General features: G+C 59.7%; 17 protein-coding genes. 13 read left to right on the top strand and 4 right to left on the bottom strand.

Features of this window, described 5'->3' with window-relative positions; genetic code table 11:
* Positions 1–5: 5 nt before the first annotated feature.
* Entirely contained in the window at positions 6–989 is a 984-nt protein-coding gene (locus tag AC07VV_RS24875; RefSeq protein ID WP_495037743.1) for a GlxA family transcriptional regulator, read from the bottom strand.
* Between the two features lie 88 nt (positions 990–1,077).
* Here AC07VV_RS24875 and inhA point away from each other — a divergent pair, with 88 nt between their 5' ends.
* From inhA to AC07VV_RS24860, 3 genes are all read left to right on the top strand, one after another.
* Positions 1,078–1,764, top strand: a complete 687-nt coding sequence (gene inhA / locus AC07VV_RS24870; protein WP_475274809.1) for an isonitrile hydratase — start codon at positions 1,078–1,080, stop codon at positions 1,762–1,764.
* 133 nt (positions 1,765–1,897) lie between these two features.
* Positions 1,898–2,689, top strand: coding sequence for a CPBP family intramembrane glutamic endopeptidase (locus AC07VV_RS24865; protein WP_495037742.1), 792 nt, complete (start codon positions 1,898–1,900; stop codon positions 2,687–2,689).
* A 102-nt stretch (positions 2,690–2,791) separates the two neighbouring features.
* On the top strand, positions 2,792–4,357 hold the full coding sequence (locus tag AC07VV_RS24860; protein WP_096822476.1) for a methyl-accepting chemotaxis protein: 1,566 nt from the start codon (positions 2,792–2,794) through the stop codon (positions 4,355–4,357).
* 182 nt (positions 4,358–4,539) lie between these two features.
* Here the strand turns inward: AC07VV_RS24860 and AC07VV_RS24855 are convergent, their stop codons facing one another.
* The 3 genes from AC07VV_RS24855 to AC07VV_RS24845 form a co-directional block, all read right to left on the bottom strand.
* Positions 4,540–4,899, bottom strand: coding sequence for a DUF6124 family protein (locus tag AC07VV_RS24855; RefSeq protein WP_400758580.1), 360 nt, complete (start codon positions 4,897–4,899; stop codon positions 4,540–4,542).
* Between the two features lie 722 nt (positions 4,900–5,621).
* Positions 5,622–6,068 (bottom strand): hypothetical protein, encoded by a 447-nt coding sequence (locus AC07VV_RS24850; RefSeq protein ID WP_495037741.1) that lies wholly within the window; start codon positions 6,066–6,068, stop codon positions 5,622–5,624.
* Between the two features lie 910 nt (positions 6,069–6,978).
* Positions 6,979–7,653, bottom strand: a complete 675-nt coding sequence (locus AC07VV_RS24845; protein WP_495037740.1) for an alpha/beta family hydrolase — start codon at positions 7,651–7,653, stop codon at positions 6,979–6,981.
* Positions 7,654–7,748: 95 nt separating this feature from the next.
* On the opposite strand from AC07VV_RS24845, the gene ccoN (AC07VV_RS24840) reads away from it, so the two are divergent.
* The 10 genes from ccoN (AC07VV_RS24840) (at position 7,749) to AC07VV_RS24795 (ending at position 15,480) form a co-directional block, all read left to right on the top strand.
* Positions 7,749–9,173 carry a cytochrome-c oxidase, cbb3-type subunit I gene (gene ccoN / locus AC07VV_RS24840; protein ID WP_007960356.1) on the top strand — a complete coding sequence of 475 codons (1,425 nt, stop codon included), beginning with the start codon at positions 7,749–7,751 and terminating at the stop codon, positions 9,171–9,173.
* A gap of 10 nt (positions 9,174–9,183) precedes the next feature.
* On the top strand, positions 9,184–9,792 hold the full coding sequence (ccoO, locus tag AC07VV_RS24835; protein ID WP_007960355.1) for a cytochrome-c oxidase, cbb3-type subunit II: 609 nt from the start codon (positions 9,184–9,186) through the stop codon (positions 9,790–9,792).
* A 3-nt stretch (positions 9,793–9,795) separates the two neighbouring features.
* Positions 9,796–9,993, top strand: coding sequence for a cbb3-type cytochrome oxidase subunit 3 (locus AC07VV_RS24830; protein ID WP_007960354.1), 198 nt, complete (start codon positions 9,796–9,798; stop codon positions 9,991–9,993).
* Positions 9,990–10,943: a cytochrome-c oxidase, cbb3-type subunit III gene (gene ccoP, locus AC07VV_RS24825; RefSeq protein ID WP_495037739.1), complete on the top strand. Its 954-nt coding sequence runs from the start codon at positions 9,990–9,992 to the stop codon at positions 10,941–10,943. Before AC07VV_RS24830 ends, ccoP (AC07VV_RS24825) begins: the two co-directional genes overlap by 4 nt.
* 481 nt (positions 10,944–11,424) lie before the next feature.
* Complete coding sequence (gene ccoN, locus AC07VV_RS24820; RefSeq protein ID WP_085711942.1) at positions 11,425–12,867, top strand: cytochrome-c oxidase, cbb3-type subunit I; 1,443 nt, start codon at positions 11,425–11,427, stop codon at positions 12,865–12,867.
* Complete coding sequence (gene ccoO / locus AC07VV_RS24815; RefSeq protein WP_007905434.1) at positions 12,867–13,475, top strand: cytochrome-c oxidase, cbb3-type subunit II; 609 nt, start codon at positions 12,867–12,869, stop codon at positions 13,473–13,475. Before ccoN (AC07VV_RS24820) ends, ccoO (AC07VV_RS24815) begins: the two co-directional genes overlap by 1 nt.
* A 5-nt stretch (positions 13,476–13,480) precedes the next feature.
* On the top strand, positions 13,481–13,666 hold the full coding sequence (locus tag AC07VV_RS24810; RefSeq protein ID WP_003175465.1) for a CcoQ/FixQ family Cbb3-type cytochrome c oxidase assembly chaperone: 186 nt from the start codon (positions 13,481–13,483) through the stop codon (positions 13,664–13,666).
* On the top strand, positions 13,663–14,646 hold the full coding sequence (ccoP, locus tag AC07VV_RS24805; RefSeq protein WP_495037738.1) for a cytochrome-c oxidase, cbb3-type subunit III: 984 nt from the start codon (positions 13,663–13,665) through the stop codon (positions 14,644–14,646). The genes AC07VV_RS24810 and ccoP (AC07VV_RS24805) overlap by 4 nt, the downstream gene beginning before the upstream one ends.
* A 171-nt stretch (positions 14,647–14,817) precedes the next feature.
* Positions 14,818–15,072: a type II toxin-antitoxin system Phd/YefM family antitoxin gene (locus tag AC07VV_RS24800; protein WP_495037853.1), complete on the top strand. Its 255-nt coding sequence runs from the start codon at positions 14,818–14,820 to the stop codon at positions 15,070–15,072.
* Complete coding sequence (locus AC07VV_RS24795) at positions 15,073–15,480, top strand: type II toxin-antitoxin system VapC family toxin (protein WP_495037737.1); 408 nt, start codon at positions 15,073–15,075, stop codon at positions 15,478–15,480.
* The last annotated feature ends 113 nt before the right edge of the window (positions 15,481–15,593 follow it).

Below are 15,593 nucleotides of genomic sequence, written 5' to 3'. Positions count from 1 at the left end.
AACGCTTAAAGCATGGCTGGATCTGTTGCAGCACTAACCGAAAACCGCTCCCGATAAGCCTGCGGCGTCACCCCCATGGCCCGCAGGAAACTGCGCCTTAAGGTTTCCTCGCTACCGAAGCCGCAGTTGGCAGCAACCCGTTTGATCGGCAACCCGGTATCGCTCAACAACCGGCGGGCGGTTTCGACGCGGATCAGTTCGATGGCGCGGGCCGGGGTCTGGCCGGTGTCGGCGCGGTAGTGGCGCACGAAACTGCGTTCGCTCATGCCGGCCTGTTCGGCGAGAGTGGGGATGCCCAGGTCGCAGGTCAGGTGTTCGGCAATCCACGCGTGTAAATCATCGAAGCGGTTGCCCTGTTTTTGCAGTGACAGCGTCACGCTGAATTGCGACTGCCCGCCCGGGCGCTTGAGGAACACCACCAGTTGCCGGGCGACGTCCAGGGCCATGTCGCGCCCCAGGTCGTCTTCGACCATGGCCAGCGCCAGGTCGATGCCGGCGGTGACGCCCGCCGAGGTCCAGACCGGGCCGTCGTTGATGAAAATGGGATTGGGCTCAACCTGCAAGCGCGGGTGTTGCTGCGCCAGTTGCTCGCAGCGGGTCCAGTGGGTGACAACCCGGCGACCGTCGAGCCAGCCGCTGGCGGCCAGCAGAAAGGCGCCCGTGCAGACCGAAGCCACGCGCCGGCAGCCGCTCGCATGTTCACGCACCCAACTCACCAGCCCGGCGTTTTCGGCAGCGGCGTAGACGCCCCAGCCGCCGGCGATGATCAGCGTATCGCTGGGTTGCTCCGGCAGCGATTCGGCCAGCATCGCCAACCCGGCAGAAGAGTTCACCGCCCCACCGCCGCTGGCGATAACCGTTGGTGCGTACGGCGCAGGCAGACCCTGCTGGCGGGCAATGTCGTTGGCCGAGGCGAAGACCTGCAACGGCCCGGTGACGTCGAGCAATTGCACATTGGCGAACGCAAGTACGTGGATGGTTTTCGGCATTTGGCGTAATTCGTGGGCTGATTGGCGTATGCGCCAAAACCTACGCGCCTACAGTGAAGCCGTCCACCCCTTTTCACGGAGAAGAATCATGGCGTTGCAGATCGGTTTTCTGTTGTTTCCCCAGGTGCAGCAACTCGACCTGACCGGCCCGTATGACGTACTGGCCTCGTTGCCGGACGTGCAGGTGCACCTGATCTGGAAGGATCTGGTGCCGGTCACCGCCAGCACCGGGCTGGTGCTGAAACCGACCACCACGTTCGAGGACTGCCCGGATCTGGACGTGATCTGCGTTCCCGGCGGCGCGGGCGTTGGGCCGTTGATGGAGGATGAGCAGACGCTGGCCTTCATCAAATCGCAAGCGGCGCAGGCGCGTTATGTGACGTCGGTGTGCACCGGTTCGCTGGTACTTGGGGCGGCGGGTCTGTTGCAGGGCAAACGGGCGACCACGCACTGGGCTTATCACGATCTGCTGCCGACACTGGGCGCAATTGCGGTAAAGGATCGGGTGGTGCGTGACGGCAATCTGTTTACCGGGGGCGGCATCACGGCCGGGATCGATTTTGCCCTGACCCTGGCGCAGGAACTGGTCGGCGTCGACACTGCGCAACTGGTGCAGTTGCAGCTGGAATATGCGCCGGCGCCGCCGTTTGATTCGGGTAGCCCGGAGACGGCGCCGAGCGGGATTGTCGATGAGGCGCGCAAGCGTGCGGCGCCGTCGTTGAAGCTGCGCAGGGAAATCACCGAACGCGCGGCGGCGAAGCTCAACCTGCGCTGATTCGTGCGCAGCACAGGCCCTGTGGGGACCAACCTACAGGGCTTGCGTCCCGTTTTTCCCCTACACCTTCACTTGTCCCCTCGCCCCCACCCGTGTAGAAAGCCTGTCCACAAATCGTGCACAAGGACTTTCCATGACAGCTCTGCCATGGCTCTATCTCGGGCTTCTCAGCCTTGGTTACGGATTGGCGCTGAGCTTCGGCCAGCTCGGCTGGCTGGCGCTGATCTCCATAGCACTGTTGCTGTTCGCCGGTTACGCCGTGCGCCAGCAAACCGTGCCTGTCGGGCGTTTTCTCGGCCATGGCCTGTTTGTCGTGCTGGCCTTGGCGCTGGCCATGCACTGGCTGCCGGGCTTCTACAATGGCCGGGCCATTCCGGCGCAGCGCTTCACCGACAACGCCGTGCCGTTCTCGATGTTCGTGAATCTCGACAAACCGCTGATTGGTTTCTGGTTGCTACTGGCCTGCCCATGGATCGTCGCGCGGCGCTCGTTGCGCCTGACGGTGTATGCCACCGCGCTGGCACTGACGTTGAGCGTGATTCTGGCGCTCGGCGGCGCGGTGTTGCTGGGCATGATCACCTGGGCGCCGAAATGGCCGGATCAGGCGTGGCTGTGGGTGCTGAACAACCTGCTGCTGGTGACACTGGTCGAAGAAGCGCTGTTTCGCGGCTATATACAGGGCGGACTCAGCCGGTATTTCAAACACCTGCCCTACGGTGAAAACCTTGCGCTGCTGCTCGCGTCCCTGCTGTTCGGCCTGGTGCATGTGGGCGCCGGCTGGCAATGGGTGTTGCTGGCGGGCCTGGCGGGTGTCGGCTATGGTCTGGCCTACCGTTTTGGCGGGCTCGGCGCGGCGATCATGACGCACTTTGGTCTGAACCTGCTGCACTTCGGCCTGTTCACCTATCCGATGCTCGCGGGTTGAAGCAAGCCCCGTTTTGCGACGCCGTACTTATAAATGAAAAAAAACTTCAACAAATCGCCGACCCCGCCGACAACCTTTCAAAGCCTTGCGGATTGAAAAACCATGCGTAATAACCAGCCCATTACACAACGCGAACGGACTTTCCCGGCTCAGCAACGGTTGATTTCCACAACCGACGCCAAAGGCGTGATCACCTACTGCAACGACGCTTTCGTCGAAATCAGCGGGTTTTCGCGTGAGGAACTGATCCGTGCGCCGCACAACCTGGTTCGTCACCCCGACGTCCCGGCCGCGGTGTTTTCGCACATGTGGGGCACACTGAAACAAGGCTTGCCATGGATGGGCATTGTCAAGAATCGCTGCAAGACCGGTGATCATTACTGGGTGAACGCCTATGTAACGCCGGTGTTCGATGGCAGTCAGGTGGTCGGTTACGAGTCGGTGCGGGTCAAACCGTCCGCCGAACAGATCCGCCGTGCCGAAGCGCTCTACCAACGCATCAACCAGGGCAAGTCGGCGATTCCTTCGAGCGACAAATGGCTGCCGATCGTGCAGGACTGGCTGCCGTTCATTCTGGTCAGCCAGTTGAGCTTCATGATCGGCGCCACCCTGAACTCGCAGTGGGGCTTCGCCCTCGCCGCCGGTCTGTCGGTGCCGCTGGGCCTGCTGGGCCTGCAATGGCAACAACGCGGGCTCAAGCGTCTGCTGCGCCTGGCCGAGCAGACCACCTCCGACCCGTTGATCGCGCAGATGTACACCGACAGCCGTGGCGCCCAGGCGCGTCTGGAGATGTCGATCCTCAGCCAGGAAGCGCGCCTGAAAACCTGCCTGACCCGTCTGCAGGACACCGCCGAGCACCTGACCGATCAGGCCAAACAGTCCGACAGTCTGGCGCACAACAGCTCCATCGGCCTGGAACGCCAGCGCGTGGAAACCGAACAGGTCGCCACCGCCGTCAACCAGATGGCCGCCACCACGCAAGAAGTGGCGAGCCACGTCCAGCGCACTGCCGACGCCACCCAGGAAGCCAATCGCCTGACCGGCCGCGGCCGCGACATCGCCGGCGAAACCCGCGAAGCCATCCAGCGTCTGTCCGTAGTCGTGGGTGAAACCGGCCTGACCGTCACCCAACTGGCCAAGGACAGCGACGAAATCGGCGGCGTGGTCGACGTGATCAAAGGCATCGCCGACCAGACCAACCTGCTCGCGCTCAACGCTGCGATTGAAGCAGCGCGTGCCGGCGAGATGGGCCGTGGTTTTGCCGTAGTCGCTGACGAAGTTCGCCAACTGGCGCAACGCACCAGCGAATCCACCGGCCAGATCCACGCCCTGATCGCCAAGCTGCAACAGACTGCGTCCAGCGCCGTACAAACCATGGAAGCCGGCCATCGCCAGGCGGAAGAAGGTGTGGCACGGGTTCTGGAAGCAGACCAGGCACTGGTCGGCATCAGCGAAGCGGTGGCCAACATCACCGACATGACCACCCAGATCGCCGCCGCGACCGAAGAGCAAAGTGCCGTGGCTGAAGAAATCAGCCGCAACATCAGCAACATCTCGGAACTGGCAGACCAGACCTCGGAACAGGCGCATAACTCGGCGTTGCTGAGTGAAGAGCTGACCAAGACTGCCAACACGCAATACTCGTTGGTGGAGCGGTTTAACCGCTGATTGTTCTGCAATACAAAAAACCCGGATAGCGAGAGCTTCCGGGTTTTTTATTGTGTCAGTGCCCCCCCCCCTCACCCCAGCCCTCTCCCCCAAGGGGGCGAGGGGGAAAGGGAGCTGATCTCTATGTTGTTCAAGATTAGAGTTCAGCTCGCTATCACAGGTAAGTGTCACTCGTTCATTCACTACTGAGGCAAACGAAGCCTGTCCAGCAGCCGATTTACCAGCAGCTCGTTCAACATGATCAGCTGTTGCAGCGCCAGCAGCGGTTTGCGCTCAGGACCTTTTACCGAGTTGGCGATATTGCCGGCCATGGCGTTGGCTGATGACAGCGATTCGCAGGCTTCGACGAGGAGCGTTTCGTCATCAAGCGTGGGATCGACCATGTAGATGGGGCGGGCCTTGGGTGGGAAGTACTTCGGGATTTCAGGGCCGAGGTAAAAGTCGAGTGCGCGGTCGGCGGCTTCTTTTGTCTTTTGGGATTCGAGCGCGGGGTCGTTGGAGGTTGGATCGGTTTCTGGCGGGTTTGGTGTGGCTTTGAACATATATGAAGCTCCGTATCGAAAAATAGGAGCCATCACCCACGCTACCAAACGATGGGTGGCGGCCATGCGCGGGTTGGTAGACCGGTCGAGTACGGAACCCGGCGCTCACGAATGAGCCCCACGCATGTCCACCATATAAAACTGAGCCGCAAAAAAGAGGCTGCATAGGGTGATGCCATACGACCGTAAACGAAGCGGGCTACCAAACCCGATCACTGTTTTTCAGTGACAGAGAAACGATATATCCCATCCCATAGCCGCGTAAGCCGGCGGATTCTGGCGTACGCGTAGGCAACGACGCAAGGTGTTGTAGCCCTTATGGCGTAACGGTTCGTGTACTTTATACGTGGTCACGCGATCGTGTTTATGTGCTGGAAATGCTGGGATTGGGGGAGCTTTCAGTTTTTGTGGTGTGGCAGTGAAACCTTCCCCCTCACCCTAGCGCTCTCCCCGAGGGAGAGGGAACTGACGGAGGTGTTTGGGCGAGGTACGCCGACGTGGGGTACCGAGTTGAACTTGCGCTTGAAAGCTCCCCATTCAGCCCTCTCCTTCGGGCGGTCCGACGTTTCGGGAGGGCTGGGGTGAGGGCTCGACACTGAAACCAAACCGTCCGCCAAACCACTCAAAACGATGAGCGTTAGCTCGAGTAGCGCTTTTGATCTTCGAGCGGCGTCGGAAGGCTGAGAGGAAGGAATCATCCGGGAACGGGTGAACTGTACCTATTACAGCCGACCGGGGAGTACCTCATTCGCCCACGCCAATGAACCGTAAGGGTGCTTACTCGGCGGCGGCGGTTCGTTTGTTACGACTGGCGCGCTAATTTGCCACACATCTTCCGTAGGTCTGCTTAGGACTATCTCAATCTGGGCAATCAGCTCGGCTATTTCGTCCTTGCGCCTCGAGGTTGATGTACTTCTCGACAACGGCCCGGCTATATACACTTCCTCTCTTACGAGCCCTTCCGCAATCTTGATTAGCAAGTCTGCGTCCGTCTGCTCATTTCTGTACGAAGCACCGCCCCCGTCGTCAAGTTCGCATCTAATTACCTCGTACTCTCCCTCCCTAGAAATGCTCATTCCAATACACGCTAATCCCTGCGCGTTCAATCCGTGGAAGATTTTTTCACCGGACACTTCGTCCCTGAGAACGCTTAGCTCTATATAGGACATTTGGACCTCTCCTGATTTGTCTAATGAACGTGCGTCAGTAACGAGGGGTACAAGTCCCAGTAATCCGACTGAGCACGCAGAGCCAATAGAACACTGGCCCGCGTCACTTCTGCCGTCAGTAAGCTTGTGTCTTAATCCGCCGTCGCTAATACACTCGTCCGTTTTCCTGTATCTGCTGGCCTTATACGAGCAGAACTGCCTGTGAAGCTTATTATTCTTCCATGCTGAACTTCGAGACCACTGTCAGAAGTAACAGTCTTTTAGATCATTAAGCTATCGAAATCAGAAGAAAAAGTTCAAGCCTATCACCGTCGCCATATAGGTAAACAAAGTAAATTTCAAATTTTTCACGGCGAAGAACTTTCAAGAAAACCCATTACATACAATGGAATATCCCTCTCTTATACACCCCATAACTTTATTCGCCCTCACGACCTGCGCTTTACTGCTTCTACCACTCAACAGGATGAGCGTTAGCTCGGCTGCAGCTTTTGATCTTGATCCACAGGCGACGTCGGAAGGCTGAGTGGAGGGATTTATCCGGAGGTGGGAGCGCAGCGACCGTTTGGCGCAGCCAAACACATCGAGAGGAGGTGCAGCGAAGCAAACCGTAGGCGATGCCCCCCCGGATGAATCCCGGAGCGAAGGAACCCCGAGCCTTAGCGAGCGGGCCGAACGTAGGAGCAAGCCTTTTTTTGCTTACTTTTTTGAGGCGTTTGTCAAAAAAGTGAGTCGCCGTAAGGGCGAAACCCTAGGTGGCCGTTACCGCAGCAACGGATATGCATACAGATCGAAAAATGTGCAACGTTCAAGATCTACCCCCTCACCCCAGCCCTCTCCCCCAAGGGGGCGAGGGGGAAAGGGAGCCGATCTTCATGAGTTTCAAAATTTCGGCTCGGCTCAATCAACACTAAAGAAACTCGGCTACCTTCTGCGCGGCGCTAGCCAAATGCTGCTCATGCGTAAACCCGGAAACCTTGAGCGGCTTCAAATCATGATCCCCAGAGGCCAGCCAAAACACCTCAATACTCGGCGATAGATCGTAAGCCCCGACAGCGTCCCGATTGCCAAGCGCATCCCGCTCACCCTGAACAATCAACGTCCGAGTCTTCAACCCAGCCAGATGTTCGACCCGTGGTTTCTCCGGTTTCCCCACCGCATAAAACGGATACCCCAGACAAACCAACGCATCAGCCCCCAACTCATCGGCCAAGAGACTAGCCATCCGCCCCCCCATCGACTTCCCGCCAACCGCCAAAACTCCAGCGACATGAAGTCGCACCAAGCCATAAACCTCACGCCAGCACTCCTGCAATTTCCCCGCAGGATTCGGCGGTCGCTTGACCCCATCAACCCGCCGCTGCGCCATATAAGGAAACTCAAACCGCAACACGTTGATACCAAGCCCAGCAAGGCGCCCAGCCACATCCGTCATCCAATCACTGTCCATCGGCGCCCCCGCACCATGCGCGAGAATGAGCGTCGCCGAAGCCTCCCCAACAGCCGCATCCCAAAGCCACCCGTGATCCCGCAGGCACTGCGCCCATTGATCCCCGTCAATACTGGCCTTGTGCTGTTTGTCCATGCTTGCCTCGCTTTTAGTCTGCCTATAACTCCAGGCGAAGGATTCGCGGCGTTTTCTGCGCGCGCTCACTTCGGCTGAACCGTGGATGGGGAACCATGAACACTTCTATCAGTACCGCCTACAACTACAAGGTGGTCCGCCAATTCGCCATTATGACGGTGGTGTGGGGCATCGTCGGCATGGGGCTCGGGGTTTTTCTCGCGGCTCAATTGGTCTGGCCCGAACTCAACTTCAACCTGCCGTGGACCAGCTTCGGACGCCTGCGCCCGCTGCACACCAACGCGGTGATCTTCGCGTTCGGCGGCTGTGCCTTGTTCGCCAGTTCGTTCTACTCGGTGCAGCGCACCTGCCAGACCCAACTGTTCGCGCCGAAAATCGCCGCCTTCTGCTTCTGGGGCTGGCAACTGGTGATCCTGCTGGCGGCCATCAGCCTGCCGCTGGGTTACACCAGCTCCAAGGAATACGCCGAGCTGGAATGGCCGATCGACATCCTGATCACCATCGTCTGGGTCGCCTACGCCATCGTGTTCTTCGGCACGATCATGCAGCGCAAGACCAAGCACATTTATGTGGGCAACTGGTTCTTCGGCGCGTTCATCATCACCGTGGCGATCCTGCACATCGTCAACAACCTTGAGTTGCCGGTGAGCTTCACCAAGTCCTACTCGGTGTACGCCGGTGCGACCGACGCGATGGTGCAATGGTGGTACGGCCACAACGCCGTAGGCTTTTTCCTCACCGCCGGTTTCCTCGGGATGATGTACTACTTCGTGCCGAAACAGGCTGAACGCCCGGTGTATTCGTATCGCCTGTCGATCGTGCACTTCTGGGCGCTGATCACCCTGTACATCTGGGCCGGCCCGCACCACTTGCACTACACCGCGCTGCCGGACTGGGCGCAGTCGCTGGGCATGGTGATGTCGCTGGTACTGCTGGCACCGAGCTGGGGCGGCATGATCAACGGCATGATGACGCTCTCGGGCGCCTGGCATAAGTTGCGCAGCGACCCGATCCTGCGCTTCCTCGTGGTCTCGCTGGCGTTCTACGGCATGTCGACCTTCGAAGGTCCGATGATGGCGATCAAGACAGTGAACGCCCTCTCCCACTACACCGACTGGACCATCGGCCACGTACACGCCGGCGCGCTCGGCTGGGTGGCGATGATTTCCATCGGCGCGCTGTACCACATGATCCCGAAAATCTTCGGCAAAGAGCAGATGCACAGCATCGGCCTGATCAACGCGCACTTCTGGCTCGCGACCATCGGCACCGTGCTCTACATCGCTTCGATGTGGGTCAACGGCATCGCCCAGGGCCTGATGTGGCGTGCGGTGAATGAGGACGGCACGCTGACCTACTCCTTCGTCGAAACCCTGGTGGCCAGCCACCCGGGCTTTGTCGTGCGGCTGATTGGCGGGGCGATCTTCCTCAGCGGCATGTTCCTGATGGCTTACAACACCTGGCGCACCGTGCGGGCCTCGCAGCCTGCTGACGTCGTTGCTGCCGCGCAGATGGCCTGAGGAGTCCGCCATGAAACACGAAACGATTGAAAAGAACGTCGGCCTGTTGATGCTGCTGATGGTGTTCGCCGTGAGCATCGGCGGCCTGACCCAGATCGTCCCGCTGTTCTTCCAGGACGTGACCAACAAACCGGTGGAAGGCATGAAGCCCTACACCGCGCTGCAACTGGAAGGCCGTGACATCTACATCCGCGAAGGCTGCGTCGGCTGCCACTCGCAGATGATCCGTCCGTTCCGCGCCGAAACCGAACGCTACGGGCACTACTCGGTGGCCGGTGAGAGCGTGTGGGATCACCCGTTCCTGTGGGGCTCGAAGCGTACCGGCCCGGATCTGGCCCGGGTCGGCGCGCGCTACTCGGATGACTGGCACCGTGCGCACTTGTACAACCCGCGCAACGTCGTACCGGAATCGAAAATGCCGGCCTATCCATGGCTGGTCACCCAACCGGTCGACAGCAGCCACACCGAAACCAAGCTCAAGGTCATGCGCACCCTCGGTGTGCCGTACACCGACGACGACATCAGCGGCGCGGTGGCCAGCCTCAAGGGCAAGACCGAAATGGACGCCCTCGTCTCCTACCTGCAAGTGCTTGGCACTGCGATCAAGAGCAAGAGGTGAGCCATGGTCTTTGAAATGAGCGCGGGCCTCATACGAGGCCTCGGCACGGTCGTGGTGTTCGTGGCTTTCGTCGGCCTGACCCTCTGGGTGTTCAACCGCAAGCGCACGCCGGAATTCGCCGAAGCGCGCCTGCTGCCGTTTGCCGACGAGCCGCAACCCGACACTACCCAAGCTAATGAGACAAGGAGTACCCGGCCATGACCACCTTCTGGAGTACGTGGATCTGCGTACTGACCATCGGCAGCCTGATCGGCCTGACCTGGCTGCTGGTCGGCACCCGTCGGGGCGAAACCAAGGGCAGCGTCGACCAGACCATGGGCCACAGCTTCGACGGCATCGAGGAGTACGACAACCCGCTGCCGCAGTGGTGGTTCATGCTGTTCGCCGGCACGCTGGTGTTTTCCGTGGGCTATCTGATCCTTTACCCGGGCCTGGGCAACTGGAAAGGCATCCTGCCCGGCTACGAGGACGGCTGGACCGGCGTCCACGAGTGGGAAAAGGAAATGAGCAAGGCTGACGCCAAGTTCGGGCCGATCTTCGCCAAGTTCGCCGCGATGCCGGTGGAAGAAGTGGCGAAGGATCCGCAGGCGCTGAAAATGGGCGGCCGTCTGTTCGCGTCCAACTGCTCGGTGTGCCACGGCTCGGATGCCAAGGGCGCCTTCGGCTTCCCTAACCTCGCCGACCAGGACTGGCGTTGGGGCGGCAGTGCCGAGACGATCAAGACCACCATCATGGGTGGCCGGATCGCGGCGATGCCGGCCTGGGGCGAGTCGCTCGGTGAGGCGGGTGTGAAAAACGTCGCGGCGTACGTGCGTCACGAGCTGGCCGGGCTGCCACTGCCGGCGGACAACAAAGCCGACCTGCAAGCAGGACAGCAAACGTTCAGCACCATGTGCGTAGCCTGTCATGGGGCAACCGGCCAGGGCACTGAAGCCATGGGTGCGCCGAACCTGACGCACCCGGCCGGATTCATCTATGGCACCAGCCTGACCCAGCTTGAACAGACCATTCGCCATGGTCGTCAGGGCCACATGCCGGCTCAGAACGAGCTGCTGGGCAACGATAAAGTGCAATTGCTGGCCGCTTATGTGTACAGCCTGAGCCATGGATTGAATACAGAAAAACTGATTACTGAAGACAACAAACAGTAATCATTGAGTACAACACTGCCGCACGTTTCCAGTGCGGCAGTTTCCAGTCCCTTTGCGACGCATTGTCGCACCCCTTCACACCCTCTCCTTTCGGTTACCCGGATTCGGGTCTACGCTTGCTCGATGCGGACTGGCCCGTGCCGGTTCCAGGTCGACCCTGAGCGAGGCGTTGAACGAATCGGCTGACTGACATGGCCGCAAAGGCCGGTAGATACCGGCTGTCGTGCCGATTACCGTCCGTCACCCGAACCGAGCGTTCGAACACACCCCGTTACATCCGACCGGGACCCCTCGCTTTTTTCGTCCGCTGCGACATTTTGCCCGAGGGCAATTTTGTCCTTACGCGGCGCATGGAAAGGCCGCAGAATCAGCGTTGGAAAGCATTGACCCAGGTCATGGCGCGTTGCATTGACCCCCTGCTTTCTACATACTTGCGGCCGATTTTAATCCTAATAAAACACCCAAACCGTGGAACCTTAGAATGAGCACAGCAATCAGTCCGACTGCTTATAACTATAAGGTAGTCCGCCAGTTCGCCATCATGACGGTGGTCTGGGGGATCCTTGGCATGGGGCTCGGTGTCTTCATTGCCTCGCAACTGGTCTGGCCGGAGTTGAACTTCGGTCTGCCGTGGACGAGCTTTGGACGCCTGCGCCCGTTGCACACAAACCTGGTGATTTTCGCCTTCGGTGGTTGTGCACTGTTTGCCACTTCCTACTATGTCGTGCAGCGAACCTGCCAGACGCGACTGATTTCCGACAGCCTCGCAGCCTTCACCTTCTGGGGATGGCAAGCGGTCATCGTCGGCGCGATCATTACCTTGCCGCTGGGTTACACCACCACCAAGGAATACGCGGAACTGGAATGGCCCCTCGCCATTTTGCTGGCCATTGTCTGGGTCACCTACGGTCTGGTGTTCTTCGGCACCATCACCAAGCGCAAGACCAAGCACATCTACGTGGGTAACTGGTTCTACGGCGCGTTCATCGTCGTGACGGCGATGCTGCACATCGTCAACCACGCCTCGCTGCCGGTCAGCTTCTTCAAGTCCTACTCGGCCTACGCCGGTGCGACCGACGCGATGATCCAGTGGTGGTACGGCCACAACGCCGTGGGTTTCTTCCTGACCACCGGCTTCCTGGGGATGATGTACTACTTCGTGCCGAAACAGGCCGAGCGTCCGATCTACTCCTATCGCCTGTCGATCGTGCACTTCTGGGCGCTGATCACCCTGTACATCTGGGCCGGTCCGCACCACCTGCACTACACCGCGCTGCCGGACTGGGCGCAATCGCTGGGCATGGCGATGTCGATCATCCTGCTGGCACCAAGCTGGGGCGGCATGATCAACGGCATGATGACCCTCTCGGGCGCCTGGCATAAGCTGCGCACCGACCCGATCCTGCGTTTCCTCGTGGTTTCGCTGGCGTTCTACGGCATGTCGACCTTCGAAGGTCCGATGATGGCGATCAAGACCGTCAACTCGCTCTCGCACTACACCGACTGGACCATCGGCCACGTACACGCCGGCGCTCTGGGCTGGGTGGCGATGATCTCGATCGGCGCGATCTACCACATGATCCCGAAACTGTTCGGCCGCGCGCAGATGCACAGCGTCGGTCTGATCAACGCGCACTTCTGGCTCGCGACCATCGGTACCGTGCTGTACATCGCTTCGATGTGGGTCAACGGCATCACTCAAGGCCTGATGTGGCGTGCAATCAACGACGACGGCACCCTCACCTACTCGTTCGTTGAAGCGCTGCAGGCCAGCCACCCTGGCTACATCGTTCGTGCCCTGGGCGGTGCGTTCTTCGCCAGCGGCATGTTCCTGATGGCCTACAACGTGTGGCGCACCGTTCGCGCCTCGGACCCGGCTGAAGCTGAAGCCGCCGCCAAGATCGCCGTAGTTGGAGCTCACTGATGAAGCATGAAGCTGTCGAGAAGAATATTGGCCTGCTGGCCTTCTTCATGGTCATCGCCGTCAGCGTCGGTGGCCTGACCCAAATCGTTCCGCTGTTCTTCCAGGACGTCACCAACAAGCCGGTCGAAGGCATGAAGCCGCGCACCGCCCTTGAACTGGAAGGCCGCGACGTTTACATCGCCAACGGCTGTGTCGGCTGCCACTCGCAGATGATCCGTCCGTTCCGTGCCGAAACCGAACGCTACGGGCACTACTCAGTCGCCGGTGAAAGCGTCTGGGATCACCCGTTCCTGTGGGGTTCCAAGCGTACCGGCCCGGACCTGGCCCGTGTCGGCGGTCGTTACTCCGATGACTGGCAGCGTGCGCACTTGTACAACCCGCGCAACGTCGTGCCTGAGTCGAAAATGCCGGCTTACCCGTTCCTCGTGGAAAACAAGCTCGACGGCAAAGACACAGCCAAGAAAATGGAAGTGTTGCGCACGCTCGGCGTCCCTTACACCGACGAAGACATTGCCGGTGCAAAAGACGCTGTGAAGGGTAAAACCGAAATGGACGCGCTGGTGGCCTATCTGCAAGGCCTGGGCACCATCATCAAAAGCAAACGGTGATCTGGATGGATATCGGGATGATTCGAGGCCTGGGCACCGTTGTCGTGATGGTTGCCTTCATCGGTCTGGCGTTGTGGGTGTTCAGCCCCAAGCGCAAGTCGGAGTTTGAAGACGCGACCTTGCTGCCCTTCGCGGATGATCCCGAAGCCATCAAGCACGTCGAGCAAGCTTCTAGGAGTAACAAAGAATGACTACATTCTGGAGTCTGTACGTCACAGTCCTCAGTCTCGGTACGATCTTTTCCCTGACCTGGCTGTTGCTGTCGACCCGCAAGGGTCAGCGCGCCGAGCAGACCGACGAGACGGTCGGCCACTCTTTCGACGGGATCGAGGAGTACGACAACCCGCTGCCGAAATGGTGGTTCATGCTGTTCGTGGGCACCATCGTCTTCGCTCTGGGTTATCTGGTGCTGTACCCGGGCCTGGGCAACTGGAAAGGTCTGCTGCCGGGCTACAACTACCTCGATAACGACAAGCAGACCGCGTTCGCCAACGGCCAGACCGGCTGGACCGGCGTTCACGAGTGGGAAAAGGAAATGGCTCGTTCGGACGCCAAGTTCGGTCCGATCTTCGCCAAGTTCGCCGCCATGCCGATCGAAGAAGTCGCGAAGGATCCACAAGCCCTGAAGATGGGTGGCCGTCTGTTCGCCTCCAACTGCTCGGTCTGCCACGGTTCCGACGCCAAGGGTGCTTATGGTTTCCCTAACCTGACCGACGCCGACTGGCGCTGGGGCGGCGAGCCGGAAACCATCAAGACCACCATCATGGGCGGTCGTCACGCCGTGATGCCGGCCTGGGCTGAAGTGATCGGTGAGCAAGGCGTAGCCGACGTGGCGGCATTCGTGCTGACCAACCTCGATGGCCGCAAGCTGCCGGAAGGCACCAAGGCTGACCCGGTTGCCGGCCAGAAACTGTTCGCGGCCAACTGCGTGGCCTGCCACGGTCCGGAAGGCAAAGGCACGCCAGCAATGGGCGCCCCTAACCTGACTCACCCGGCCGCATTCATCTACGGTTCGAGCTTCGCGCAACTGCAGCAGACCATCCGTTACGGCCGTCAGGGCCAGATGCCTGCCCAGGAACAACTGCAAGGCAACGACAAGGTTCACCTGTTGGCGGCTTATGTTTACAGCCTGTCCCACGGTGAAAAACCAGCGGAAGCCGAGGCGCAGTAAGGCCAACGCTTGAAGCAAAGAAAGGCCCCGCCAATGAGAATTGGCGGGGCCTTTTTGTTTCCAGCCCTTGATTGACCGACCAGTGGTTCTGCTCGACAGGCCTTCCAGGTTGTGGGGCATCGCACACGGTAGTAACGTTGCTACATATCTTCTTCAGGAGAGGTCGCAATGATGGCCATCACCACCATTTCCAGCCGCGAATTCAATCAGGACACAAGCAGTGCCAAAAAAGCCACGCGCAACGGGCCGGTCATCATCACCGACCGTGGCAGGCCCGCCCACGTACTGCTAAGCATTGAGGAGTACGAAAAACTCACCGGCCTCAACGCGAGCATCGTCGATCTGCTGGTCATGCCTGAAGCGGCAGACATCGAGTTCGAAACCGAGCGTGCCGTGATCACTCACCGCCCCGTGGATCTGTCCTGAATGTATTTGCTCGACACCAATGTGATTTCTGAACTGCGCAAACCCCAGGCCGACAAGAACGTTGTCGCCTGGGCCAGATCTGTCATTGCCCCTCGCATGTTTATCTCGGCCATTACCTTGAAGGAACTGGAGACCGGCGTCCTTCGCATGGAGCGACGCGACCCGGCTCAGGGCAAGGTTCTGCGCACCTGGCTCAAGCGGCACGTGATGCCGGCCTTCGATGCGCGAATCCTGCCGGTCGATGCTGCTGTCGCTCTACGCTGTGCCCGCCTTCATGTGCCGGATCAGGCCAATGAAAGCGATGCGCTGATCGCAGCGACGGCGTTGGTTTATGGGTTGACCGTAGTCACTCGCAATGTAGGTGACTTTGCATCGAGCGGTGTGGCGCTGATCAACCCATGGGACTGAAAGACCCGCATCGCAGCTTCACATCTCGCAACTGAAACTCGATAGGCACATTGGCTGGCAAGCGATAACGTCCTCCTGCAGCCGATGTGCTGCCTACTTCACGACTCATATTG

The organism is Pseudomonas sp. GW821-FHT02C04, from assembly GCF_059421845.1.
The sequence above is the reverse complement of the archived record's forward strand: the minus strand, read 5'-3'. Positions and strand labels throughout refer to the sequence as shown.